General features: G+C 66.9%; 23 protein-coding genes. 10 read left to right on the plus strand and 13 right to left on the minus strand.

Features of this window, described 5'->3' with window-relative positions; translation table 11 throughout:
- The first annotated feature begins 41 nt into the window (after positions 1 to 41).
- From ACFW3F_RS07345 to ACFW3F_RS07355, 3 genes are read left to right on the plus strand one after another with little or no spacing between them, the layout of a single operon-like run.
- Positions 42 to 1,274 carry an acyl-CoA dehydrogenase family protein gene (locus ACFW3F_RS07345; protein WP_388055786.1) on the plus strand — a complete coding sequence of 411 codons (1,233 nt, stop codon included), beginning with the start codon at positions 42 to 44 and terminating at the stop codon, positions 1,272 to 1,274.
- Positions 1,271 to 2,287, plus strand: a complete 1,017-nt coding sequence (locus ACFW3F_RS07350; protein ID WP_388055788.1) for a phosphotransferase family protein — start codon at positions 1,271 to 1,273, stop codon at positions 2,285 to 2,287. The genes ACFW3F_RS07345 and ACFW3F_RS07350 overlap by 4 nt, the downstream gene beginning before the upstream one ends.
- A gap of 57 nt (positions 2,288 to 2,344) precedes the next feature.
- Positions 2,345 to 3,091 carry an SDR family NAD(P)-dependent oxidoreductase gene (locus ACFW3F_RS07355; protein ID WP_388055790.1) on the plus strand — a complete coding sequence of 249 codons (747 nt, stop codon included), beginning with the start codon at positions 2,345 to 2,347 and terminating at the stop codon, positions 3,089 to 3,091.
- A 211-nt stretch (positions 3,092 to 3,302) separates the two neighbouring features.
- On the opposite strand, the gene ACFW3F_RS07360 is transcribed toward ACFW3F_RS07355, so the two are convergent.
- The gene (locus ACFW3F_RS07360) at positions 3,303 to 4,013 is read right to left on the minus strand and encodes a histidine phosphatase family protein (RefSeq protein WP_388055792.1); all 711 of its coding nucleotides are present in this window, start codon (positions 4,011 to 4,013) and stop codon (positions 3,303 to 3,305) included.
- Positions 4,014 to 4,096: 83 nt separating this feature from the next.
- On the opposite strand from ACFW3F_RS07360, the gene ACFW3F_RS07365 reads away from it, so the two are divergent.
- Positions 4,097 to 4,513, plus strand: coding sequence for a VOC family protein (locus tag ACFW3F_RS07365; protein WP_388055794.1), 417 nt, complete (start codon positions 4,097 to 4,099; stop codon positions 4,511 to 4,513).
- Positions 4,514 to 4,540: 27 nt separating this feature from the next.
- On the opposite strand, the gene ACFW3F_RS07370 is transcribed toward ACFW3F_RS07365, so the two are convergent.
- Positions 4,541 to 5,617: a sigma-70 family RNA polymerase sigma factor gene (locus ACFW3F_RS07370; RefSeq protein ID WP_388055796.1), complete on the minus strand. Its 1,077-nt coding sequence runs from the start codon at positions 5,615 to 5,617 to the stop codon at positions 4,541 to 4,543.
- Positions 5,618 to 6,293: 676 nt separating this feature from the next.
- Between ACFW3F_RS07370 and ACFW3F_RS07375 the strand changes: the two genes are divergently transcribed.
- Positions 6,294 to 7,457, plus strand: a complete 1,164-nt coding sequence (locus ACFW3F_RS07375) for an ROK family protein (RefSeq protein WP_388055997.1) — start codon at positions 6,294 to 6,296, stop codon at positions 7,455 to 7,457.
- 34 nt (positions 7,458 to 7,491) lie between these two features.
- On the opposite strand, the gene ACFW3F_RS07380 is transcribed toward ACFW3F_RS07375, so the two are convergent.
- Both ACFW3F_RS07380 and ACFW3F_RS07385 read right to left on the minus strand, forming a co-directional pair.
- On the minus strand, positions 7,492 to 8,337 hold the full coding sequence (locus ACFW3F_RS07380; protein WP_388055798.1) for an ABC transporter permease: 846 nt from the start codon (positions 8,335 to 8,337) through the stop codon (positions 7,492 to 7,494).
- Positions 8,337 to 9,368, minus strand: a complete 1,032-nt coding sequence (locus ACFW3F_RS07385) for an ATP-binding cassette domain-containing protein (protein ID WP_388055800.1) — start codon at positions 9,366 to 9,368, stop codon at positions 8,337 to 8,339. The genes ACFW3F_RS07380 and ACFW3F_RS07385 overlap by 1 nt, the downstream gene beginning before the upstream one ends.
- A 280-nt stretch (positions 9,369 to 9,648) precedes the next feature.
- On the opposite strand from ACFW3F_RS07385, the gene ACFW3F_RS07390 reads away from it, so the two are divergent.
- The 4 genes from ACFW3F_RS07390 to ACFW3F_RS07405 are packed head-to-tail and all read left to right on the plus strand — an operon-like array spanning position 9,649 to position 12,720.
- Complete coding sequence (locus ACFW3F_RS07390) at positions 9,649 to 10,050, plus strand: molybdopterin-binding protein (RefSeq protein ID WP_388055802.1); 402 nt, start codon at positions 9,649 to 9,651, stop codon at positions 10,048 to 10,050.
- Positions 10,047 to 10,814: a molybdate ABC transporter substrate-binding protein gene (gene modA / locus ACFW3F_RS07395; protein WP_388055804.1), complete on the plus strand. Its 768-nt coding sequence runs from the start codon at positions 10,047 to 10,049 to the stop codon at positions 10,812 to 10,814. Before ACFW3F_RS07390 ends, modA begins: the two co-directional genes overlap by 4 nt.
- A complete protein-coding gene (locus ACFW3F_RS07400) occupies positions 10,811 to 11,635 on the plus strand; it encodes an ABC transporter permease (protein WP_388055806.1) in 825 nt (274 codons plus the stop codon). The genes modA and ACFW3F_RS07400 overlap by 4 nt, the downstream gene beginning before the upstream one ends.
- On the plus strand, positions 11,632 to 12,720 hold the full coding sequence (locus tag ACFW3F_RS07405) for a sulfate/molybdate ABC transporter ATP-binding protein (protein WP_388055808.1): 1,089 nt from the start codon (positions 11,632 to 11,634) through the stop codon (positions 12,718 to 12,720). The genes ACFW3F_RS07400 and ACFW3F_RS07405 overlap by 4 nt, the downstream gene beginning before the upstream one ends.
- Before the next feature lie 599 nt (positions 12,721 to 13,319).
- Here ACFW3F_RS07405 and ACFW3F_RS07410 read toward each other — a convergent pair.
- The 5 genes from ACFW3F_RS07410 to ACFW3F_RS07430 all read right to left on the minus strand — a co-directional run bounded on the left by ACFW3F_RS07410 (position 13,320) and on the right by ACFW3F_RS07430 (position 18,169).
- Positions 13,320 to 13,850, minus strand: coding sequence for an acetyltransferase (locus ACFW3F_RS07410; protein WP_388055810.1), 531 nt, complete (start codon positions 13,848 to 13,850; stop codon positions 13,320 to 13,322).
- A 183-nt stretch (positions 13,851 to 14,033) separates the two neighbouring features.
- Entirely contained in the window at positions 14,034 to 15,155 is a 1,122-nt protein-coding gene (locus ACFW3F_RS07415) for a hypothetical protein (RefSeq protein WP_388055812.1), read from the minus strand.
- Between the two features lie 48 nt (positions 15,156 to 15,203).
- A complete protein-coding gene (locus ACFW3F_RS07420; protein ID WP_388055814.1) occupies positions 15,204 to 15,524 on the minus strand; it encodes a hypothetical protein in 321 nt (106 codons plus the stop codon).
- 249 nt (positions 15,525 to 15,773) lie between these two features.
- On the minus strand, positions 15,774 to 16,697 hold the full coding sequence (locus ACFW3F_RS07425; RefSeq protein ID WP_388055816.1) for an adenylate/guanylate cyclase domain-containing protein: 924 nt from the start codon (positions 16,695 to 16,697) through the stop codon (positions 15,774 to 15,776).
- Positions 16,698 to 16,762: 65 nt separating this feature from the next.
- The gene (locus tag ACFW3F_RS07430) at positions 16,763 to 18,169 is read right to left on the minus strand and encodes an MFS transporter (RefSeq protein ID WP_388055818.1); all 1,407 of its coding nucleotides are present in this window, start codon (positions 18,167 to 18,169) and stop codon (positions 16,763 to 16,765) included.
- 116 nt (positions 18,170 to 18,285) lie between these two features.
- Between ACFW3F_RS07430 and ACFW3F_RS07435 the strand changes: the two genes are divergently transcribed.
- Positions 18,286 to 19,608, plus strand: coding sequence for an FAD-dependent oxidoreductase (locus tag ACFW3F_RS07435; RefSeq protein ID WP_388055820.1), 1,323 nt, complete (start codon positions 18,286 to 18,288; stop codon positions 19,606 to 19,608).
- A 43-nt stretch (positions 19,609 to 19,651) separates the two neighbouring features.
- Here ACFW3F_RS07435 and ACFW3F_RS07440 read toward each other — a convergent pair whose 3' ends face one another.
- From ACFW3F_RS07440 to ACFW3F_RS07455, 4 genes are read right to left on the minus strand one after another with little or no spacing between them, the layout of a single operon-like run.
- Positions 19,652 to 20,701 carry an alcohol dehydrogenase catalytic domain-containing protein gene (locus ACFW3F_RS07440; RefSeq protein WP_388055822.1) on the minus strand — a complete coding sequence of 350 codons (1,050 nt, stop codon included), beginning with the start codon at positions 20,699 to 20,701 and terminating at the stop codon, positions 19,652 to 19,654.
- 2 nt (positions 20,702 to 20,703) lie between these two features.
- Positions 20,704 to 21,741, minus strand: coding sequence for an NADP-dependent oxidoreductase (locus tag ACFW3F_RS07445; RefSeq protein ID WP_388055824.1), 1,038 nt, complete (start codon positions 21,739 to 21,741; stop codon positions 20,704 to 20,706).
- Between the two features lie 52 nt (positions 21,742 to 21,793).
- The gene (locus ACFW3F_RS07450; protein ID WP_388055826.1) at positions 21,794 to 22,861 is read right to left on the minus strand and encodes an MBL fold metallo-hydrolase; all 1,068 of its coding nucleotides are present in this window, start codon (positions 22,859 to 22,861) and stop codon (positions 21,794 to 21,796) included.
- Positions 22,858 to 23,193: an EthD family reductase gene (locus tag ACFW3F_RS07455; protein ID WP_086536341.1), complete on the minus strand. Its 336-nt coding sequence runs from the start codon at positions 23,191 to 23,193 to the stop codon at positions 22,858 to 22,860. The genes ACFW3F_RS07450 and ACFW3F_RS07455 overlap by 4 nt, the downstream gene beginning before the upstream one ends.
- Positions 23,194 to 23,203 lie beyond the last annotated feature (10 nt).

A 23,203-nucleotide genomic window follows, 5' to 3' on the forward strand; every position in this document is an offset into this window, starting at 1 on the left:
ATCGGGGAGTCCTCACCCTGCCCATGCGTTAAGGAGTCACCATGCCCATAGACCTCCGTCACGACGATGACGTGCTCGACGTGGTCGCGAAGACCGAGAGCTTCGTCCGCGACTACGTCCTGCCCATCGAGGACGAGGCGGTCGGCGACATCACGGCAGCCGGTGGTGACGACATCCGCCGCGAGATGAACGCGAAAGCCAAGGAGGCCGGGGTCTTCGGACCGCACGCGCCGGTCGAGTTCGGCGGACTCGGACTCAACATGTGCGATCGAGCACCCGTGTTCGAGGCGGCCGGATACTCGACGTTCGGGCCGATCGCACTGCACATCGGTGCGCCGGACGAGGGCAATGTGCACATGCTCGCGCACATCGCGAGTGAGGAACAGCGGCAGAAGTACCTCGCGCCGCTGGCCACCGGCGACGTCCGTTCAGCCTTCGCGATGACCGAACCCGCGCCCGGTGCCGGCTCGGATCCCAATGCTCTGCGTACGGAGGCCGTCCGGGTGGACGGCGGCTGGAAGATCAACGGCGACAAGCACTTCATCACCGGTGCCGAAGGTGCGGGCTTCTTCATCATCATGGCGCGCACCACGGGCGCGCCCGGCGACCGCGGCGGGGCCACGATGTTCCTCGCGCCCGCCGACGCTCCCGGGCTGACCGTCGGCCGTCACATCAACACCATCGACAAGGCGATGATCGGTGGTCACTGCGAGGTGGCCTTCACCGATCTCTTCGTTCCCGACGAGGACATCCTCGGTGAGGTGAACGAGGGGTATCGCTATGCGCAGGTCCGGCTCGGGCCTGCCCGCATGACCCACGTGATGCGCTGGCTCGGTTCGGCGAAGCGCTGCCAGGACGTCGCCGTCGACTACGTCTCGCGCCGTGAGGGATTCGGCGGACGCCTCGGAGATCTGGGCATGATCCAACAGCTCGTCGCCGACAACGAGATCGACCTGGCCGCCACCCGTGCGCTGCTGCTCAAGGCATGTCACGAGCTCGATCTGGGGAACCATGCCTCCGACGAGACGTCCATCGCCAAGACCTTTGCCGCCGAAGCCTATTCGCGGATCGCCGATCGCAGCATCCAGATGTGCGGCGGACTCGGCGTGTCCGCCGATCTGCCCCTGGCCCGGCTGTCGCAGGAACTGCGTCCGTTCCGCATCTACGACGGCCCTTCCGAGGTTCACAGGTGGGCGATCGCCCGTCGCGCGGTCGGCCGCGCGAAGAAGGCCCAGCAAGCGCTCGAGGCCAAGGCGTCAGCGGGTGCCCGATGACCGCCGTGGATGCCGCGCTCGACCGGGACCGGTTGCGCCAGTTGCTGATCGACAATGGCGTCGAACCCGCCGGTGACCTCTCCATCGACCTCATCAGCGGTGGTAAGTCCAACCTGACCTACACGGTCACCGACGGTGTCACCACCTGGGTGGCGCGCCGGCCACCGACGGGTGGGCTCACCCCGTCAGCCCACGACATGGGTCGCGAGTGGGCGGTCACCAGCGCACTGCAGTCGACGTCCGTCCCGGTCGCGCGCACCGTCGCTTTCGATTCCGATGGCTCGACGATTGGCGCGCCGTGCACGGTCGTGGAGTTTGTCGGCGGTCGTGTCGTCCGGACCGCGGCAGACCTCGACGCATACTCCGACGACGAGGTCGCCCGTAATCTCGACGCCCTGGTGCAGACGCTGGCCGACCTGCACGCGGTGGACCATCGCGAGGTCGGTCTCGGCGAGTTCGGGCGTCCGGCGGGTTTCGCCGCACGTCAGGTGAAGTTGTGGGCCCGCCAGTGGGGCCACGTGAAGACTCGTGAGCTTCCCGACGTCGAACGTCTTGTCGAGGCCCTGGCCGAGCGGGTCCCGGAACAGGCGCGGGAGTCGGTCGTACACGGCGACTTCCGGGTGGACAACACGATCATCGACGCCGACGATCCGGCGCGGATCGCCGCGGTCGTCGACTGGGAGATGTCCACGCTCGGCGACCCGCTCACCGACGTCGCGTTGATGTGCGTCTACCGAACCGGTGCTTTCGACCAGGTCCTCGGGTTCTCCGCGGCCTGGACCAGCGACCGCTACGCGTCCGTCGACGAGATCGCCCAGAAGTACTCCACCGCAACGGGTTCTGATCTGGGCGACTGGGACTTCTACCTCGGGTTGGCCAACCTGAAGCTCGGTGTGATCGCCGAGGGGATCACCTATCGCGCACTCTCGGGTGCGTCTTCGGGAGACGGCGCAGAGAGGGCGAGCGAGGCGACGGCGACGTTCATCGCCGACGGCTTGCGCCACATCAGCTGATCGAGTCGTGACGTCGTCAGAACACTGCCGTGCGCGCACGGCGAAAGGGGTAATCGCATGAGTGAGTCGAGCAGCAGCCGTTCCGTGCTGGTGACCGGGGCGTCGCGGGGGATCGGCGCGGCCATCGCCGACCGGTTCGCCGCCGACGGCTGGGACCTCACCATCAGTGCCCGCGGACGAGAGGCGCTGGAGAAAAAGGCGGCCGAGCTTCTCGAGCGGGGCGCCGGGCGGGTGGAGGTCGTGCCCGCGGACATGACCGACGCGGAGTCCATCAGCGCGCTCGGCACCGCTCACGCGGAGGCATTCGGGCGGTTCGACGCGTTGATCATCAATGCCGGGATGGGGTCGAAGGGCATGATCGCCGACCTACCGGTCAAGCGGTTCGACCGCCTTTACGAGGTCAACGTCCGAGCGCCCTACATTTTGCTGCAATCGGCGCTGCCCGCGCTCCGCGCAACCGCGGAGGCGCACGGGACTGCGAAAGTCATTGCCGTGGCGTCGATCACGGGTGTCTACCCGGAGCCGGAGCTGTCCGCCTATGGTGCGACCAAGGCGGCGCTCATCTCGCTGTGCGAAACCTTCAATCTCGAGGAGTCGCAAGCGGGTGTCAGCGCCACGACGATCGCACCGGGTTACGTCAACACCGACATGACCGACTGGCTCAAGGACCGCATCCCCGCCGAGGAGATGATCACGGCGGACGACATCGCGGTGATCGCGCACTCGGTCACACAGCTGTCGCGGTTTGCAGTGCTACCCAACGTCGTCATCACCCGACCGGGGGAGAACCTGCACCGGGCGTAGGGCTCAGCGCTCGTACCTGTCTCGCCGGGCCCTTCGAGGCTCGTCGCTTGCGCTCCTCGCACCTCAGGGAGCAGGGGGGTCGGTCGCTAGCGAGGTGCGCTCCCTCTGTTCCCTGAGGTGCGAGCGGGGTGCGCTCCCTCTGTTTCCTGAGGTGCGAGCGCGGCGCGTCACCCCTGCTCCCTGAGGTGCGAGCGAAGCGAGCCACGAAGGGTCAGCGGAAGGTGGCGATTCCACCTTCGCGGTCCGACAGGTGACCGTGTTCGTTGAACGAGACCACCGAGACGCCGCTTCGGCCGACGATGAGTTTGCTGATGGAAGCGTTGACCATCGTGCGGGCCATCGCCGGCCACGTCTCGTCGGGAATGCCCCACAACTGGGCGATCCACTGGGTGATGGTGCCGGCCGAGGACACGACGATCACCGTCTGACCCGACCCGGCGAGGTCGGTGGCACGGGCGGCCGCGTCGAAGACGCGGGCCTTGAACTGGGGATAACTCTCGGCGGGTCCACCGTCGAGGCCGGGTGCTGCGTCGTGCTCGCCGGCCGCGATCCACGCCGCGAGGCCCTTGTCGAGTTGCTCCTGATAGCTGCGGCCGTCGCGGTACATCTCCGGCGTGGCCTCGCCGACGAGTGCCGGCAGCGAGTACTCGTTCCAACCCGGGTCGACGTGGGCACGGGGCTGTTCGGGCCCGAACGCCCCGAGTACTCCGTTCAACGTCTGTTGCTGCCGCGGGAGGTCGCCGCTGACTGCTGCGGTGAAGGTGTCGACCTGCCCGGCGAGGAATCCGCCGGACAGCGCGGCTTGCGTCGCTCCTGCTGTGGTGAGACCGCCGGGCCCATTGCTCAGGTCGTCGGAGGCATCGGCGATGCCGTAGGCCAATGCGTTCGCCTGACCATGCCGAACCAGATAGATCACACCCATTCCTGCACCCTATGTCGGCTTCGATGAGTTCGAGGCGCCGGGCCGGTCAGTATCTCTGACCCCCACATGACTGGAGTGCGCTTGTGACGTCGATGCTGTTCGTCAACCTGCCCGTTGTGGACGTCGCGCGGTCTCGTCGCTTCTTCGGCTCGCTCGGGTTTCACTTCGATGAGATCTTCTGCGACGCCGGAAGCGCGTGCATGATGATCAACGACTCCGCGATGGTCGTGCTCATGCAGCGGCGACGCTTCGCGGGATATGCGGCCGGTACCGTCGCCGACCCGGCGCGCGGACGCGAATCGCTGCTCGCGATCTCCGCTGACAGCCGAGCACACGCCGACCGACTCGCCGATGCGGCGCTCGGGTGCGGGGGCAGCGAGCTCCGCGCCGCGGAGGACCTGGGTTTCATGTACTGCCGCAGCTTCTGTGATCCCGACGGTCACGCATGGGAGATCGTCTGGATGGACCCGTCGCAGATCCCGCAGACCGTCGACGACTGATCCCGGGATTCGCGGGAACCGCGACGATCAGTGCCAGGGGTTCGGCGCCGAACGCCCTGGCGCGTCGTATGGGGTTGCCGGGAGTCCGAAGCGCGCGAACTCGGCCTCCAAGTCGTCGCTGAAGAAGGCGACGACGTAGCTGACCTTGGCGACCGTGGGATCGATCTCGAGTACCTGTAGCTGGAACGGTCGGTGGACGCCGTCGGGTTCGCGCATGTACAGCCCGTACGCAGGTTGTCCGTTTGCCGTGGTGGGCAGCAGGATCTGATCGCCGGACTTCTCGGCCGGGCAATTGCGACGGATGAGGGTTCCGATGTTCTCCGCGCCCTGGTACCAACCGGTGAACGGCGGCATCTCCCAGATCGCTTTGTCGGTGAACAACTCGACCATGGCGTCGACGTCGTAGCGTTCGAAGGCAGACACGTACCGGGCCAGCAGTTCGCGTTTCGCCTTGTCGTCGAGTGTCGCCGTCGCTGCGTCGCCGACCGAGTCCTCTTGGGGCCGTGCGGTCTTGAGTTGTTCGCGGGCTCGCTGCAGAAGACTGTTCACGGTGGCGGTGGTGACGCCGATGGTGTCGGCGACCTCGGCGGCGCGCCACTGCAGCACGTCGCGCAGGATGAGGACCGCGCGCTGCCGTTCGGGTAGATGCTGCAGTGCTGCGATGAACGCCAACCGCACCGATTCGCGCGCGCCGACCACGAATGCCGGGTCCGCGTCGTCGCCGGGTGCGATCTCGTCGGCGGTACCGGAATACGGTTCGAGCCAGGGCACCTCGTGGTTCTGCAGCAGGTCGTCGGCAGGGTCGAATGCGTCTCCGCCGAGGCCAGAGGGAAGGGGCCGCCGTTGCGAACTCTGCAGCGCCGTGAGGCACGTGTTGGTCGCGATCTTGTGCAGCCAGGTGCGCACGGACGCCCGATGGTCGAACTTGGCGTAGCCACGCCACGCCCGGAGGAAGGTCTCCTGGGCGAGATCCTCGGCGTCGTGATGGGACCCCGTCATCCGGTAGCAGTGCGCGATGATCTCGCGGCGAAAAGGTTCGCTGACCTCGAGGAAATCGGCGTCGGCTGCGGCGCTGGACTGGGCCGCGGGACTGGTTGTGGTCATGCTCACAATCTACCGGGGTCCACCGACAGCCTCGACTCGAGTGGGCAAGCCGACCCCGGTCCGCTTGCGCCTGGCCCGCAGGTCGGGGCGCCGGTCGCCGTCGGAGTTCGAATCAGGGTGAGTGCAACCCCTGTCCGAGGGTGGCCGCGAGCCTATTCTCGCCGGTGGACGCGTGTGCGGCCGGTCGCCGACGCCATCGTGACGGGGCGCAATGGCTTGCCGGTGCGGGGACGCGTTGCTAGCTTGATCCGCATGACAAGTGCCGACCACAGGCTCACGGAGGTCACCTATGTGACCACCGCGCTGGGCTGTCGTCTGCCGCTTGCACGCGTTCTCTGTTGTTGTCGTCGAATGCGCTGACCGACCCCCGCCGAGTCATCTCCTCCCCGGGGCGTCGCTTTCCCGAGTCTCTGCTCAGAGCACCAGCTTCCGGCTTACGCCCCGCGATCCGCGGGGTCTTTCGACGAGGACCATCATGACCGCGACACTTCCCGAGATCTCTACTCGTACCCTGCGCAACGCCCCGGCCTCCCCCGTTCGGCGCCAACCGCTCACCCGTGCGGTGCGTCGTGCTCCGCAGGGCACACGCCAGCCCGTACCGTTGTCTTCCGTACCGCCGACTCGGACCCCGGGTCCGAATGCCGACCGACGCGGACCAGTGAAGGGGGACCAGCGGGTGCACGTCGCAACGCCGCGCCTGGAGTTGTCGACCAAACCCGCGGCTCTCGTCCTCCGGGCCGCCCGACTGTCGGGCCCACTGTTCCGTGACGACGCGGCCGAGCGCACCGGGCTCAGCATCTCCACGGTCAACCGCCAGGTCAGCGCGCTGCTGAAAGCGGGATTGATCCGCGAGCGCGCCGACCTGGCGCCGTCGGGCGCGATCGGACGTCCGCGACTGCCGTTCGAGGTCAACATCTCCGAGTTCCTCACCCTGGGCATCCACATCGGTTACAAGGTCACCGCGATCACCACCCACGACCTGCTGCACCGCGTTGTGGGTGCCATCCAGATCCCGACTCCGCACGCCGACACACCAGAAGAGGCGCTCACCGCGATCGGCGTCAGCGCACGGCGCTTCGCCGAGCGATGGACGGGCCGGCGGGTGCTGTGGGTGGGCGTCGCACTCGGTGGGCGCGTGGCCGACGGCGGAGTCGTCGATCATCCCCGACTCGGTTGGGAGAGCGCGCCGGTCGGCCGGACGATCGCCGAGGCCGTCGGACTACCGGTGTCGGTCGCTTCCCACGTCGAGGCGATGGCCGCCGCCGAACTGGTACTGAACCCCGATGACCAGCAGTCGAGCTTCCTGTACTTCTACGCTCGCGAGATGCTCGGCATCGCATTCAGTGTGGGTGGGACAGTGCACACCCCGACCGCAGGCCCGCCGGTGATCGGTCACTTCCCGACGGGTTCGACCACCTTGCTCGACCCGAACCGCACGGGCCGCCTGGAGCCTGCGGTGAGCGACACCGGCGTCGTGGAAGCGGCTCGGGCGCTTGGTCTCTCGGCGACGGATGTCGAAGATGTCCATGCCCTCGCCCGCAATGGGGACGTGACGGCGCGTCGCCTGCTCGAAGAGCGGGCGGAGGTGCTCGGACGCACGGTCGGGCTCATCGCCGACATCTTCAACCCCGACCACATCATCCTCGGCGGTCAGGCCTTCACCGACTACGCGGCCGGTCTGCCCACGGTGGCGAAGGCCGTGCGTGAGACCTCGATCGTCGCCAAACGCGATGTGCGCGTCTCTCATTCGGGAGCGACCGTACAGCAGCAGGCAGCCGGCGCGGTCTCTCTCGACGCGATATACAGCGACCCGCTGCAGGCAATCACGTTGACTGCCTGAGCGGGCCGCGTCGACGAGCCTCGGTGGGTGGTGGTCAGTCCGAGGTTCGCTTGTTGTAGGCGCGCAGTGCGAACGGGGCGAAGATCAGCGTCAACGCGACCGTCCAGATCACCGTGGCGAGGACCGGATACTGCAGGGGCAGTGCTGCATCGGAACCGAATGCCGGACCGTTGCCCCACAGCACACGCAACGCCTGCACCAGCGACGACATCGGATTCCATTCGGCGATCGTCCGTAGCCAGGTGGGCATCGGTTCGGTCGGGACGAACGCGTTGGACAGGAACGTGATCGGGAACAGCACCGAGAACATGAAGCCGTTGACGGCCTCGACCGTCCGCAGCCACGATCCGATGAGGATGCCGAACCAGATCATCGCGAAGCCGAAGAGCAGCAACAGGGCGAAGGCGAGGACCGCCTCACCGAACGAGCCGCGGATTCGCCAGCCGATGGCCAGGCCGGTCACGGCCATGACGACGATGCCGATGGAACTGTGGAGCAGGCTGGCGATGCTGCGTCCGATCAGCACCGACGACCGCTGGATGGGCAGCGACCGGAAGCGGTCGATGATGCCCTTCTCGAGGTCGGCGGTGATACCGGTGGACACGATGAACGCGGTGAACACGATCGTCTGGCCCATGATGCCCGGGAGCAGGAATTCCTTGTACGACGCGGAGTCGGTTTGGATCGACGCGCCGAACACGTAGGCGAACAACAGCACGAACATGATCGGCTGGATGGTCACGTCGGAGAGCATCTCCGGCATCCGCTTGGTGTGGATCATGTTGCGCTTGACCATGATCCAGGCCTGTTGCCAGATGGTGGTCGGGTGGGTCCGCGGCTTGTCCGCGACCACCGCGTGGGTGTGTGCCGTGGTGGTCATCAGGAACGCTCCTCGGTGGTGGTGTCGGTGTCGTCGGCGTTGCTGGTCTCCTCGGCGCGGTGACCGGTGAGGGAGAGAAACACGTCGTCGAGGCTCGGGCGGGAGAGTCCGAAGTCGTCGACGTCGATCCCGCTCTCGTCGAACCACGCGGCGACGCGCGGCAGGTCGCCCAGGCCGGCGGCGGCGGTCGTGAGCCGACGGGCCGCCACGTCGACGAACACCTCGGCTCCGTTCTTGCGCAGCAGGGCCTCCGCGGCGGGAAGGTCGTCGGCGTGGGAGACGGTCAGTACCAGGCTGGCCGAACCGGCCTGCTCCTTGAGCTGCAGTGACGTGCCGTGCGCGATGATGGCGCCCTTGTCGATGACGACGATGTCGTCGGCGAGCTGATCGGCCTCCTCCAGATACTGCGTGGTGAGCAGCAACGTGGTTCCGTCGGCGACGAGCTCGCGTAGGACGTCCCAGAGTTCGGAACGGCTACGCGGGTCGAGTCCGGTGGTCGGCTCGTCCAGGAACAGGACCGGCGGGGTGGCCAGGAGGCTGACCGCCAGGTCGAGTCGGCGGCGCATGCCACCGGAATACGATTTGACCTGCTTGTCACCGGCTTCGGCGAGGGAGAACTGTTCGAGGAGCTCGTCGGATCGGCGCGCGAGGGTTTTGCGTCCGATGCCGTACAGGCCACCGATCATCCGCAGGTTCTCGCGGCCGGTCAGGATCTCGTCGACCGTGGCGGCCTGGCCGGTGAGGCCCATGTTCTGGCGGACCATCCCGGGTTGCTCCCGTACGTCGAAGCCGGCGATACGCGCGGTTCCGCTCGTGGGGGGCGACAGGGTGGTCATCATGCGGACGGTGGTGGTCTTGCCCGCACCGTTGGGGCCGAGCAGGCCGAGCACGGAGCCCCGCGGCACGGTGAAACTGACGCCGTCGACAGCGGTGAAGTCGCCGAAGCGCTTCACGAGATCGATGGCCTCGATGGCGACGTCGGCCGTCGCGACTTCTCCCGGTGCGGTGGTGGGAACTGTGACTGAGCTCATGATTCTCCACGGTATCTAGGGGGTGTGACAGCCGCGACTGAATTTCGTGGCGTCCGGGTAACGTCGGGGAACAATTCAGGGCACCTTCGGGGTGGGCGATCGTGTACGAGAGGTCAGACCGTCCGCCCGCACCGAATTCATCGGTAACGGGGCCAGGAATCCGACGGCCGGATCGGATTCGAGCCTAGGACCTCAAGCTCGGTTGAGGTCAATAGTCCCAGAATCCGCACATACGGATCATGCGGCGATGTATTGCCGCAGATGCGGATACCATGACTCGGTGACCTCTATTCGGATCCGAGACGCAGCCATTCTTCTCGGGGTCAGCGACGACACCATTCGACGGTGGATCGCCGCAGGCGTCCTCAAACCCTCCGACGACGGACCCGTCGCCACGGTCGACGGCGTGCAACTGGCGGCACTGGCTCGCGAACGCGCCGTGGCACCCGACGACGGGGCGTCTGTCGGCCGTTCGGCGCGCAATCGGTTCACCGGTCTCGTCACCGACGTCCGCACGGATGCGGTGATGGCCCAGGTGACCCTGCAGTGCGGACCCTTCGAGGTGACATCGCTGATGAGCGCCGACGCGGTTCGCGAACTCGACCTACGGCCCGGCGTCGTCGCCACGGCCGTCGTCAAGGCGACGACCGTGATCGTCGAGACCAACAAGGAGAACAGATGAACAGGTGTGCCGTAGCGGTCGTCGCCGGATTGCTGCTCGTGGCCGGGTGCTCGTCCTCCGAGGGGACCGACACGGGCTCCGGTGACGCCGCAACCTCGACGACGACCCTCGACGTCTCCGCGGCGGCATCGCTGAAGAAGACGTTCACCGACATCGCCGACGAGTTCGAGAAACAGCATGACGGCGTCACCGTCCGGTTGTCCTTCGACGGTTCGTCGACCCTGGCCAATCAGATCCAGCAGGGCGCACCGGCCGACGTCTTCGCGAGCGCCGACGAGAAGAACATGGGCAAGCTCGGCGATCTCGCCGTCAGCCCGAAGATCTTCGCGACCAATACCCTCGTGATCGTCACCGCCCCGGGCAACCCACGAGACATCAAGTCCTTCGCCGACCTGAACAAGCCGGATGTGACGACCGTCGTGTGTCAATCTGCCCAGCCATGCGGCGCAGCGACGGAGACAGTCGAGCGCAACACCGGGATCACCGTCGACGCCGTGTCGGAGGAGCAGTCCGTCAGCGCGGTGCTGACCAAGGTGACGACCGGCCAGGCGGACGCGGGCGTGGTGTACGTGACCGACGCGCGCGGCGCCGGTGACAAGGTGCAGTCCGTGACCGATCCCGCTTTCGAGGCCGTGGTGAACTCCTATCCGATCGCCGGCCTCACCGGAGCCGACGATGCGGAACTCGCTGCGCAATTCGTCGAGGAGGTCCTCGGCGCGGGTGGTCAGAAGATCCTGCGCGAGGCCGGGTTCGGAGCGCCTTGACAAGCGGTTCGTACATTCGCTCCCGACGGGACCCCGCGGGGTTGCCCGGTTGGACGTACGGCCTGGCCGTGATCGGAGTCGGGCTGATCGTCCTACCTCCGCTGGCGCTGGTACTCCGCTCGCCATGGGGCACCTTCGTCGAACAGATCACATCGTCGTCGTCGCTGGATGCGCTGCGACTGTCACTGATCACCGCGGCCGTCAGCACCGCCATCTGCCTGATCGTCGGCGTACCGATGGCACTGGTCTTCGCGCGGTACGACGGCCCGCTCATCCGGGTGCTCCGCGCGTTTGTGCTGCTACCCCTGGTGTTGCCGCCCGTCGTCGGCGGTCTCGCGCTGCTATACACCTTCGGGCGGCTCGGGATCGTCGGCGAACATCTGCATGCCGCCGGCCTCGACATCGCCTTCACGACAACGGCTGTCGTCCTCGCACAGAGTTTCGTGGCGCTGCCGTTTCTCGTGATCAGTGTCGAAGGTGCGGTGCGCGTGGTCGGTACGCGATACGAGGAGGTCGCCGCGACCCTGGGTGCCGGTCCGACCCGGACGTTGTGGCGGATCACCCTTCCGCTTGTGCGACCGTCACTGATCGCGGGACTGGTACTCGCCTTCGCGCGGGCATTGGGCGAGTTCGGTGCGACGATCACCTTCGCCGGGAACGCGCCCGGGGTGACCCAGACCGCACCGCTGGCGATCTACGTGCAGGCCATCGACGACCCGCAGGCTGCTATTCCGTTGTCGCTCATCCTGGTTGTCGTGTCGCTGATCGTCGTCGTGGGTGTTCACAGTCGGCAGTCGCGTACCGGGGCCGGTGGATTGTGACCGGCGGGGACCTGAAGGTGTCCATCGACCTCGCGGTGCCTGAGTTGCGCGTCGAGCACCGGTTCGCCGCGGGTGCGACCACTGCGGTCGTCGGGCCCAACGGTGCGGGCAAGTCGACGATGCTGCGCGTTCTCGCCGGTTTGCTCCGCGAGTCCGGCGGGTGTCGGATAGCGCTCGGCGACAAGGTGTTCTGCGATGAGGTGACCTTCGTGCCGCCGAACCGGCGGGGGATCGCGCTGCTGTCGCAGGACGCCCGGCTCTTCCCGCACCTGACGGTAGCCGACAACGTCGCGTTCGCGCCTGCGGCGCAGCGACTCGCGCGGTCGGAGATCCGGGCTCGCGTGGAACGCTGGCTGGCGGCAACCGAGGTCGCCGACCTGGCCGACCGTAAGCCGCATCAGCTCTCCGGTGGGCAGGCGCAGCGGGTCGCGATCGCTCGCGCCCTGGCTGCCCAGCCGCGAATACTCCTGCTGGACGAGCCGTTTCGCGCACTGGACGTCGACGTCGCGAGCCGGTTGCGTGCGCTGTTGCGAAACCTTCTCGCCGATCGTGACCGAACGACGATCATGGTCACTCATGACCCGGTCGACGCTGTGGGTCTGGCCGACGACATCATGGTCCTCGAGGCCGGTCGCGTCGTCGAATCCGGTTCCGCGCGCGATGTTCTGACACGCCCCACCAGCCGATTCGCGGCGTCGTTGTCCGGACTCAACCTGTTCGTCGGGCGCCTGGCCGCGGGTGACGCCGTCGTCGACCCTTCCGGCAATCGCGTCGTCGGTAGCGTCGGCGACGACGGACCCCAGGAGGGTGAAGGCGCGGCCGCCACGTTCTCGCCGCGGGCCGTCGCCGTCTATCTCGAAGCGCCGCACGGCAGTCCGCGTACGACATTGGTCGCCACGGTCCGAGATGTGGCACCTCGCGGCGACCACGCGGTGGTGACCGCCGAGGTGGGCGAGCAGGTTGTCGCGGCCGAGGTCACCTGGGCGGCGGTCGCGGACCTGGGGCTCGTCGCCGGTCTCGGTGTCCACCTGGTGGTGAAGGCGAGCGAGGTGCGGATCAGCGCCGTGGGCCCGGGCTCGCTCTGACCGCCAGACCTCAACTCGACCGATGGACTTCGATCGAAGTCTTTCGGTCGAGTTGAGTTCTGGGGGTTGGGCTTGGGTCAGGGCTCGTCCTTTCAACCGGCTATCGTGTGGCCGCAGAACAGGCCGGCGAAGAATGCGATGCCAGACGGAAGGCAGATCGCAGTGTTGATGAGGTAGCTAGTCGTGTCCGACACCGACCGTGAGAAGCGTGCTGAGAACGCTTCCGCCGGCTCGTGACCTTCGGCGTGCCTATGCCGTCCGACATACTGACGACTCATCGATCGGACTGTCCGTCCATCAGGGTTCCGGGCGAGGGACGTTGGCTTCTGACGTCGTGATTCGATTCCATACTGCTCCCTGCTCCCTGCTCCCTGCGACTTGACGATGCGCGCCGCGTCATCGTCGCGCCGAACACGAACTCCGACACAGGGCTCGACCGCCGGACTGCGATCGAAGTCGAAGAGTCGGCGTGAGGTTCACCGGTAGCTCTCGGCGCCGTGGTCAGGACGTGCTGGTGAAGTAGGCCAGGACCAATCCAAGTATGAAACAGAGGATCGGGTAGGTGACGAACATCGAAAACCTCCCACTGAAGTAGGTCCTCAGTTCCCGCCACTTGTTGTTGTCGTCGTCCGCAGCCAACTGTCCTCCATCTCGGTGATCTCGCTGATTACCCGGTCCCAATCGGCGATCGGGACGGTACCCGTGAACAGGGACAGCATCGAGTTCCCATCCGATCCGCGGTAGGCCAACTGCGATCGGCGAAGGCGCAACTCGCGCCCTTCGGCTGTGTAGTTTCCGTCGTCTACACAGAGATAGCCGTCTCGGTGGGCACTGTGGTTCAGCACTGTAGCGTTCTGCAGTGCTGCGATGTCCAGCGTGGTATCGAGTGTGTCCAATCGAAGTACCTCAATGGGGCCCAGGTCGAAATATTGGACCACCACGTTCGAGACGAACTCTGGAACCGGACTCTCCGATCGTAGGAGTACTCGACTTGCGCTCGCGTCGTGAGCGGTCTCGGTGTCCATGTCATACCAGGCCGGTGCCGGCGAGAAGTCCAGCGCAGGCGTCGAAGCGTAAAGCGTCGCCGTGCTGCCGAGATTTACGATCGCGTATTCGATTGCAGCGATCACGCGCTTGCTCGTGTCACGCGAGAGCTCCTCCGGCTAGGAGCCCGAGGGCGAATGCCAGGCCTGAGGGGAGGCAGACGAGCATGTTCTTGAGCTGATGGGTTGCATCGGATAGGTAGTAGGAACGGCCTTTCGGAAACGACTCTGCGTGATGGGCGCCTACGTGCCTGTTCCTTCTCGTGTTCATCAATCAAACCAACCTTTCACCGACTTGCCGATGTTCGCACCGACGCTGCTTCCGATCGCGGCACCGATTCCCGCCCCGATGGCCGTACCGACGGGCCCGGCAAAGGACCCGATGGCCGCTCCTGCGGCGAGTCCGCCTAACGCGCCACCCCCCAAGGCGCCTGCGCCGCCCGCTATCGCGTCGCCGCCGTCTTGCTCACCCCGATCGAACTTGCTCCATTCGTCATACGCGGTGACCGCAGTCCCGGCCCAGAAGGAACCGCGGGCCAAATTCTTGCCGACGGAGTTCAATCGAGCAATATCGTCGGCACCCATCCCGGCCTGACCCACGGCACGGCGGGGACGGTTGTAAGCACGTTCAATGTCATTGCCACGCCTTTGGAGCGCAGAAAATGCTCCAGTGACGGCCGCGCTCCTGGGGTCCATGCCCGCAAGTCCCAAGGCGTTGAGGAGGTACTGGAGGCGTGATGGCTCCAGGTCCGAGGGTTGCCCGGCTTTCAACTTTTCCAGCTGCTCCGGGGTCAGATTCATCGCGCGTAGGAATCGCCCACGCTGTTCAGGAGTCGCCGTGCCGGCGCGCACGGCGGCGGCGTCACTCGCTGCGAGACTCGAGTCGACGAGCCCGCGGTTGACGGCGTTGGCGGCGGGTGTCATTCCGCCGAGTTCGCCGAGTGCTGAGTTGATCCCGTCGCGGGTGGCGGTGACGGCGTTGTCGGCCGCGGCTCCGAGGCTGATGAGCGCGGAATGGTGCTCGAATGCTTTCCCCGCGTCGTACTCTGCATCTTTTGGTGCGCGAGACTCGTCGAAGTTGATTGTGTACTCGCGGCTTCCACGATCGAGGATGTAACCCTCGGAGTCCGCAAGGCTGGTTCGGGTCTCGAGTGCCCTCATCGCATCGCGAATGCCGATCTGCCCGTTCGTGAGTACGGAAGCCAGATCACCGAACTCGTCGGCCACACCGCGAATCCACCGGGTGAGGCCCTCGGCGCGATCATCGGCAGGACCTCGAGCCATCCCGGTCCACTGAGCACGCGTCAGGTTGAGAACGGGTTCTCCGGCCTTTGGTGCCTCGACCTCCAGGTGTGCCTGCAGTCGAGTGATCCCATTCGCGATCGACGTCATGACCTCGGGGTTCCAGGACATGACGTCGTCATAGCTGGGCGGCACGACCTATTGGACCGACAGCAGAACGCTGAGCGGGACCACGTGGTCGGTCTGCTGTCCTTGCCGTGCGGGATACGCCGTGGCGTCCTTGATGGTGCTTGCACTCGCCTGATCGGTCTCGACGGTGGTGTCTTTGGCGCCGAGCACCAGTTCGGAGAACGAGGACACCGTGCCGGACACATTGGCCAGCGCGGATGCGATCCTTTCGTCGGCACCCGCCGCCACCGCGGACATGTCGCTCGAAGCCCCGCGGAACTGGCCGGCGAGCTGGCTGAAGGTCGCTGTCGTACCGTTCAGTCCGGCATGGGAGGTGAGCTCCAACGCCATCAGACGGGATGCGCATCTCGAGATCTCCGTCGCTGACGCCCCGACAGCCGCTGGATCGACGATCAAGTCCGACAAAATTCCCCCTTTGACTTCGTGAACCACCATAAATGTTCGACGATGACGATAGCCGGGCAGGGCGCAAACAGCTCGCCACCGTCCACAGCCATGAGTCGCTCCGACCGGCGAACCTCAACTCGACCGATGGACTTCGATCGAAGTCCAGGGGTCGAAATGAGGTTCGCCAGTGGGTCAGTCGCTCAGGGGCCCGTCGCGGTGGGCTGCGAGCACGCGGGCCTTGAGGTGTTTGTACCCCCGGACGCGCAGAGTCGGTATCGATTTGAGGTAGAAGCGGTCGTCGCCGCCGAGCTGGTCGGCGATTGCGTCGTCGATGAGTGTGGTTCCGGGACGGGCGGATCCGGCGAGACGCGAGGCGATGTTCACCGGCTCGCCGAAGACGTCTCCGAGTCGGGCGAGGACGGAACCGCGCGCCATGCCGACCCGCAACGGGGGAAGACTGTCGTCCGTGGACAGCTGATGGATCTCGAGTGCTGCACTCGCCGCGGCGGGGGCGTCGTCGAAGGTGAACATGACCGCGTCGCCGAGGGTCTTGATGACGCGGCCACCATGATCCACGACCACGTCGAAGGTGTCGTCCTCGAATGAGCCGAGCAAGGACTCCAGGTCATTCAGATCGATGCGCCGGGAAAGGCTTGTATAGCCGACGATGTCGGCGAAGCCGACGATCAGGTCGATCTCCTCGTCGTCGGAGTGATCGGTGTGACGCTCGATCGCCTGCGCCATGTGCCGACGCCAGATGAGTTGCTGGATCTGGCCGAGCGCGAGACTCATCTGGTCGAAGTCCCACGGCACCGCGGGGTCGTCGACGATGTCACGCAGCAGGTCGGCTTCCCACTCCGCGAGCCGGGACATCGTCTGTCCGATGGCCCGGGCCATCGCGATCTGGCTGGTCTCCGGCATCGCCGACGAGGAGGATGCGAACATGCGCAGGGCGGCGAGATCCCGATCGGTGAAAACCTTGTCCGAGGACGGTTGACGCACGAAACCGAATGCATTCCAGGCCTTCTCGGCGAAGTCAGCGGACAGTCCGAGTTCGGCGACCAGTTCGTCGCGAGTGTAGCGGGGGCGGTCCCGCGCTTCCGAGGCGTCGTTCATTCGATCCGAGTCCCATCTCCGGCGTCGGCTCAGCATAGCGGCACACGGGCCGCCCGACCCGCTCCTCACCGAGAAGGGGCGACCGCCGCAGCCGCTGCGGACAGGGCGACTGCGACGCCGATCATGACGAACCCGAGCGTGTATCCGACGTCCGACGGTGCGCCGGGGGCGTCACCGCCGACGGTGACCAGGCTGGCCATGAGCGCGGCACCCACCGCGCCGCCGACTGTTCGGATGTTGACGTTCATCCCAGTGACGGCACCCGTCTGGTCCGGCGGGACAGCGGCGATCACCAGGTTGGAGACCGCGGAGAAGGCCAGTCCCAGGCCGACACCGACGATCATGCACCAGACATAGATCAGGCCGGCCGTGGAGTGTGCGGCCGCGAGGGCCAGGTAGCCGACAGATGCGACGAGGGAGCCGACGATCAGGAGGAGCCGGGCGCCGAATCGTCGGGTCAGACGACCGGCGAACAGTCCCAGCACGAACATCCCGGCCGAGATGGGCATGATCATCAGGCCGGCGACCGTGCTCGACGCGCCGAAACCGAACCCGTCCGTCTCCGGGGACTGGAGGAACTGCGGTAACGCGGTGAACGCGGCGAACATCCCGACCCCGAGGAGGAAGGACGACAGGTTGCCCGCCCACACGGTCGGCTCCCGCATGATCCGGACATCGATGAGGGGCACCGTACTTCGGAGTTCGACGGCGAGCCACAGTCCGAACAGCAGAATCGCCACGGCGATCAGCCCGGCGAACGGCCACGACGCCCACCCGATCGTGGGCGCCCGGCTGATGGCGATCAGCAGCGTGAGGAGCCAGCCTGCGAGAACGACCGCGGCGGGCCAGTTCACCCGCGCGCCCGACGAGCGTGTGGCGTCCGGTGCGACCACCATCGCCGCACAGACCGCCGCCAGCGTGATCACCACAAACGGCAGGCCGAACAGCCACCTGACACCGAACGTCGACTCGATGGGCCCCGCGACGACGATCCCCATCCCGAAACCGACCGCGATCAGTGCGGCTATCGACCCGATCGCACCTGCCACCCGCGCCGGAGGGAAGACGTCGCGCACGATGCCGAACGCGGCGGGCAACAGACCACCGGCGACTCCCTGCAGCACGCGCGAGACGATCATGACCGCGAATGTGGTGGCGAATGCCGCCATCACAGTGCTGAGCGCGAGGACCACGAGGCACCAGACGAACACTCTCTTGCGGCCGAACAGGTCCCCGCACCGTCCGATGATCGGGGTGCACACCGATGCCGACAGCAGGAACGAGGTGAGGACCCACGTGATGCCGACCGAGTCGGTGCCCAACTCCTGCTGAAGTGCGGGTAGCACCGGAATCACCACCGACTGCAGCATCGCCATCGACGAAACGGCCACCGCGAGAACGAGGAATGTCGGACGGTGAGAGTGACGGACCCCGTCGAGGGGGAGTCCCGGCGCGACCTTGCCGTCGGACACGATCCACCCCTTTCGACAACATAGTGAAGTGAACTCAGTTAAGGTTCTGGGTACGCGCCGAGTCAAGGGGCGGACATGGGCAGAAGCCGCGAACGGTTTCCGAGCGAGGAGAAGACATGACAGACAACGGCGTCGACCTTCTCGTGATCGGCGCGGGCATGGCCGGTTGCACCGCGGCGGCCAGGGCTGCGACCCAGGGCCTGTCGGTGTGCCTGGTCGACGTCGCCGACGATGTGGGCGGGTCCGCCCGATACGCGGGTTACGTGTGGACGATGCCCGACCACGAGGTGATGGCCGAGCAGAACCCGGATGGTGACCCGGTGTTGCGCCGGCGATTGGTCGACGGCTTCGGTCCCGCCGTCCACTGGCTACGTGAGTTCGGTGCCGATGTTGGTCCGGCGCAGCGGATTCTGAGTTACGGCCGCGGCCATCGGTTCGACACCAACCAGTATGTCGACCTGTGCCGGAAGACGGTGGCGGATCACGGTGGCGAGATCCTGCTGGGCACGGACACCGAGGAGTTGTCGATGTCGGCGGGCGCGGTCGTCGGTGCCGTCGTCCGGCCCGCGGGTGAGTCGACCCGCGAGATCCGGGCGAGGCACACGCTCATCGCCACCGGTGGGTTCCAGGCCGACCCCGAACACCGCGCGCGCCATCTCCATCCGTCGGCACGGGGGATCGCCCTCCGCTCGAACCCGCACAGCCGGGGTGGCGGGCATCGTCTCGCGACCGCGGCCGGTGCCGCTCTCGGCCCTGCCGGGGCGGGCTTCTACGGCCACCTCATCCCCAGCGAGATCTCCTTCACCGATGCGGATTACGTCCAACTCGCCCTCTACTACAGCGAACACGCACTGCTGTTCAATCTCGAGAACAAGCGCTTCACCGACGAGTCGCTCGCCGACCACCTGACGACGATGGAGTTGCTCGCGCAACCGGAGGCGCGCGGTCTGCTGGTCGGCGACGCGCGAGTCCACCGCGACTGGATGACGACGGCGTATGTCGAAGGTGCGATCGCTCCCGACAAGTTCGCGCTGGCGAGCAAACGAGGTGGCCGCGTCGGGGTCGCGGAATCCCTCGACGAACTGCAGTGCCTCCCGGAGGAATGGGGCTATGACGGCGCGGTCATCGCCGCCGAGATCGAGTCGTACAACGCGAGGGTGCGCGACGGCTCTCCGTCGGTCCCGCGTGCCCTGGACCCGATGCCGCTGGACGAGCCGCCCTACTACGTCATCGAGACCGTTCCCGCCGTCACCTTCCCGTTCGTCGGCCTCCGGACCGACGAGAAGGCCCGCGTGACATCCGAATCCGGCGACCCGATTCCCGGACTGCTGGCCGCCGGGTCGGACACCGGGGGTCTCTGGTACCGCGCCTACGGTGGCGGATTGGCGACGGCGCTGGTCTACGGTCTCGCCGCGGCCGACACCGCTGCTTCGGCCTAGCCGTCACGGACGGGGAGTCGCGAACCGCATACTCCCCGAGTGGTCATCCGTTCGGACGGACCACGGCCCGGCCGGCGACCTCGCCGCGCCGCAGCAGTTCGTAGGCCCTCGGCACGTCCTCGAGCGTGAATTCGACCGTCTCTGCGGACAACCGGCCGGCGGCGGCGAGCTCGACGACCGCCGTCAGGTCCGACCTCGTGCCCCAGAACGGTGCACCCACCTGCCATCCCTGGGCGAGCCCGAGGTCTTTGCCGACGAGCACACGGCCACCTGCGGTCCCGACCACCACCAGGCGCCCGCCGGGACCGAGAAGTCCCAGCGAGGTCTCCACCGTCGACGGTGCACCGGCGAAGTCGATGACGATGTCGGCGCCGCCGAGACCGCGTGCAACCGAATGGGCCTCGTCGACCGACGGGTGTACGGAGATGCAACCCAGCGTCGTCGCGAGGTCGCGTGCGTCCGGACGCTGATCGACGGCTATCACCGTGGAGACGCCCAGTGCCGCAAGGATCTGCACGGCCATGTGGCCGAGTCCACCGACGCCGACCACGACCGCGACGGTCGACTCGTCCACAACGTCCAGGTTCATCCGGATGGCGTGGAAGGCCGTCAACCCGGCGTCGGCGAGGGGAGCGGCGAGCCCCGGGTCGAGGTCGCCGGTCGGGACGAGGACCTCATCCGACGGCACGAGCAGCTTCTCGGCGAGTCCACCATGGTGACCCAGGCCGTTCCCGATACGCGGCAGGGGTTCGCCCGGGATCCGCGCCAGACGCAGACAGTAGTTCTCGCGTCCGCGAACACAATTGCGGCATCGCCGGCACGCCCAGATGCCGTGCACCACCACGCGCCTGCCGAGCCAGGACGCGTCCGCCGACGGCCCGACCCCGACGACCGTGCCGGCGGCCTCGTGGCCGAGGGTCAGTGGGAGCGGGTAGTCGAAAATGCCGGCGCCGGTGTCCATCACGTGGATGTCCGACAGGCACAGTCCCGCCGCGTCGACGCGCAGGACCAATTCGGCGCCGGTGGGTTCGGGGTCGTCGATGTCCCGGATTTCCGGCGGCTCTCCCCACTCGACGAGCTGAACGGCGCGCATGATCAGTTCCTCTCGTCGAGCGTCACGAGGGTCTTGCCGAGGTGATCGCCGTGCAGCATCGCGATCATGGCTTCCGGCGCGGAGGTGAGGCCGTCGAAGACCCTCTCGTCGAACCGTATCCGTCCGGCGGACAGATGATCGCCGAGTTCCTCCTGCATCGCCGGGGTGAGGTGGTTGAACGAACCGGCCCGGTATCCCTCCATGCGAATGCTCTTGGCCACCAGTTGGAACAGGTTGTGGGGGCCGGGAACCGGGGCCCCGGCGTCGTAACCGGAGATGGCGCCGCACACGGCGATCCGGCCGCCGGTCCGCATCGCGTCGAGCGCGGCGGTCAGATGGCCACCACCGACGCTGTCGAAGTAGGCGGTGATGCCCGCCGGCGCAGACTCGGCGAGTGACTCGGCCAGGGGCTGCGCGCGATGGTCGAACGCCGCGTCGAGACCGAGGTGGGAGAGCAGATGCTCGACCTTCGGCGGGCTGCCCGCCGAGCCGATGACGGTGGCACCGCGCTGACGGGCCAGCTGCGCGACCAGGCTGCCCACCGCCCCCGCGGCCGCGGACACCCAGACCGTGTCCTCGGCGTCCACGTCGAGGATCACGGTCACCCCGACGTATGCGGTGAGGCCGGAACTGCCGAGGGGGCCCAAGAACCAGCGGTCGGGGAAGCCGTTCGGCTCGATCCGGGTGGGGGCGCCGTAGCCGCCGAGGGTGGCGGCGTCGCCGCCGAGGATCGCGAGGTCGCGATACCCCTGTGTGTGCGAGACCAGCTCGCCCACTGTGAAATCGGGGGACCGGGACTCGACGACCTCGCCGAGGGCGAGACCCGCCAGCGGCTCGCCGATGGCCAACGGCGGGAGATACCCGTCCGGAGTCCGGGCTTCCAGCCGGATGCGTAGCGATGGGTCGATGGACAGCCAGGTGTTGCGGACCAGGACCTCGCCATCGGCGAGCGTGCGCACCGGTGTCTCGATGATGTCGAAGTCGTCGGCGCGCAGCGCGCCCTCCGGCCGGCGTGCCAGACACAACTGTCGGTTGGCCATGATCTCCTGCGTTCTCCTACGGTGAGCTGTGGCGTCCGGACGTCGAGTCCGGTCAGTGTGGGGTCGGGCTCCCGCTGCGGTGTGAGCCGGCGACGCTGAAGTACTCCACCCCGTCGCGTGCATCGACGCGTACATCGGCGCGACCCACCAGCACATCGAGGTGCGCCATCGTCTCGCACACGGCGATCAGCTGATTGAACGTGTCGAGGGCGTGGAGGGAGCGATTGTGGCGGGTCCACGGCAACCCCTGTGCCACCGCATGTCCCGACAGTGGTCGTTCTCGGCCGGTGAGCAGATCGACGATCTGGGAGAACCGGTGCTCATGATGAGCGAGGAGGGCTTCTGCGCGTGCGCCGATCTGGCCGCCGACGGCGCCATGGGCGGGCGCGATGGTGTGGCCACGATCGTCGACGAGCAGTTCGAGGGACCGGAGGAACTTCGCGAGGGGCATCTCCCACTCGCCCAGCTCGAACCCGATCGACGGCGTGATCGTCGGCAGGATGTGATCACCGGTGAAGGACAACCGGTGATCGTGATCGTGGAAGACGATGTGGCCCTTGGTGTGACCCGGGGTGTGGACCGCTTCGATACGTCGTCCGGGAAGGGGGAGGAGACCGGGCTCGAGCCAACCGTCGGGGTGCTCCCAGTCGTCGATCGAGAAGGGCTCGGCGATCGTCAGCGCGTAAACCGTGTCGGCCAACTCGCGCGCCCCGGCACGCCGCACCTCTCGCAGTGACGATTCCGGGACGTTGCTGTCGACGCGGGCGATCTCGGCCAGGCCGGGGGCTTCGGCCGCACCCAGGTGGACTCGACATCCGTATCGCCGCCGAAGCTCGACCGCGAACGTGTAGTGGTCACGGTGGATGTGGGTCACGAAGACGTCGTGGATGTCGGCCGGGGTGTGCCCGATGGTCGCCAGGGCCTCGTTGAGTTCTCGGTGGGTGTCCGGCCGGTGCCACCCGCCGTCGATGAGAGCGATTCCCGAATCGGTCTCGAGCACATAGACATTGACTGCCCGCAGGCCGTCCTGCGGAAGGGTCAGCGGAATTCGGTGGACACCGTCGACGACGGGGTGACAGCCCGGCTCGAGCCACGTCGTCGGGGAACTCCCGACGGTCACGGCGTCGGTTCGGTCAGCGGCACCATGGTCATCTCGTCGCCGTACCAGATCATCCGGCGCCCGCGCATGGTGCCGACGTGGGCGACCGCTGCCTTCCATTCCGGACTCGCGAGCGCGGCGTCGAGTGCTTCTCGCGACGAGAAGCTGAGCACCGACAGACCGTCCCAGCCCGAGGATTTCTCGTCGATGCCCTCGACGATCTCGGTGTGCTGCCACCGGAGCAGACCCGGCAGCGGATAGGTGACGTCGGCATGCTCGCCGCGCCACCACTCGATGAACTGGTCGTGGGTCCAGTCGCTGGGACGCGAGGCCAGGACCATCAGGTTGAACATGGGTGCTCCT

It is taken from the genome of Gordonia sp. NPDC058843 (genome assembly GCF_042743165.1).
GTDB lineage: Bacteria > Actinomycetota > Actinomycetes > Mycobacteriales > Mycobacteriaceae > Gordonia.

Excerpts from the sequence above, each read along its gene's own strand:
- ACFW3F_RS07435 (WP_388055820.1), top strand. The coding sequence starts at position 18,286 with ATGACAGACAACGGCGTCGACCTTCTCGTGATCGGCGCGGGCATGGCC.
- ACFW3F_RS07385 (WP_388055800.1), bottom strand. The coding sequence starts at position 9,368 with ATGAGCTCAGTCACAGTTCCCACCACCGCACCGGGAGAAGTCGCGACG.
- ACFW3F_RS07455 (WP_086536341.1), bottom strand. The coding sequence starts at position 23,193 with ATGTTCAACCTGATGGTCCTGGCCTCGCGTCCCAGCGACTGGACCCAC.
- ACFW3F_RS07345 (WP_388055786.1), top strand. The coding sequence starts at position 42 with ATGCCCATAGACCTCCGTCACGACGATGACGTGCTCGACGTGGTCGCG.
- modA (WP_388055804.1), top strand. The coding sequence starts at position 10,047 with ATGAACAGGTGTGCCGTAGCGGTCGTCGCCGGATTGCTGCTCGTGGCC.
- ACFW3F_RS07380 (WP_388055798.1), bottom strand. The coding sequence starts at position 8,337 with ATGACCACCACGGCACACACCCACGCGGTGGTCGCGGACAAGCCGCGG.
- ACFW3F_RS07350 (WP_388055788.1), top strand. The coding sequence starts at position 1,271 with ATGACCGCCGTGGATGCCGCGCTCGACCGGGACCGGTTGCGCCAGTTG.
- ACFW3F_RS07415 (WP_388055812.1), bottom strand. The coding sequence starts at position 15,155 with ATGACGTCGATCGCGAATGGGATCACTCGACTGCAGGCACACCTGGAG.
- ACFW3F_RS07420 (WP_388055814.1), bottom strand. The coding sequence starts at position 15,524 with ATGGCGTTGGAGCTCACCTCCCATGCCGGACTGAACGGTACGACAGCG.
- ACFW3F_RS07355 (WP_388055790.1), top strand. The coding sequence starts at position 2,345 with ATGAGTGAGTCGAGCAGCAGCCGTTCCGTGCTGGTGACCGGGGCGTCG.
- ACFW3F_RS07425 (WP_388055816.1), bottom strand. The coding sequence starts at position 16,697 with ATGAACGACGCCTCGGAAGCGCGGGACCGCCCCCGCTACACTCGCGAC.
- ACFW3F_RS07445 (WP_388055824.1), bottom strand. The coding sequence starts at position 21,741 with ATGGCCAACCGACAGTTGTGTCTGGCACGCCGGCCGGAGGGCGCGCTG.
- ACFW3F_RS07440 (WP_388055822.1), bottom strand. The coding sequence starts at position 20,701 with ATGCGCGCCGTTCAGCTCGTCGAGTGGGGAGAGCCGCCGGAAATCCGG.
- ACFW3F_RS07370 (WP_388055796.1), bottom strand. The coding sequence starts at position 5,617 with ATGACCACAACCAGTCCCGCGGCCCAGTCCAGCGCCGCAGCCGACGCC.
- ACFW3F_RS07360 (WP_388055792.1), bottom strand. The coding sequence starts at position 4,013 with ATGGGTGTGATCTATCTGGTTCGGCATGGTCAGGCGAACGCATTGGCC.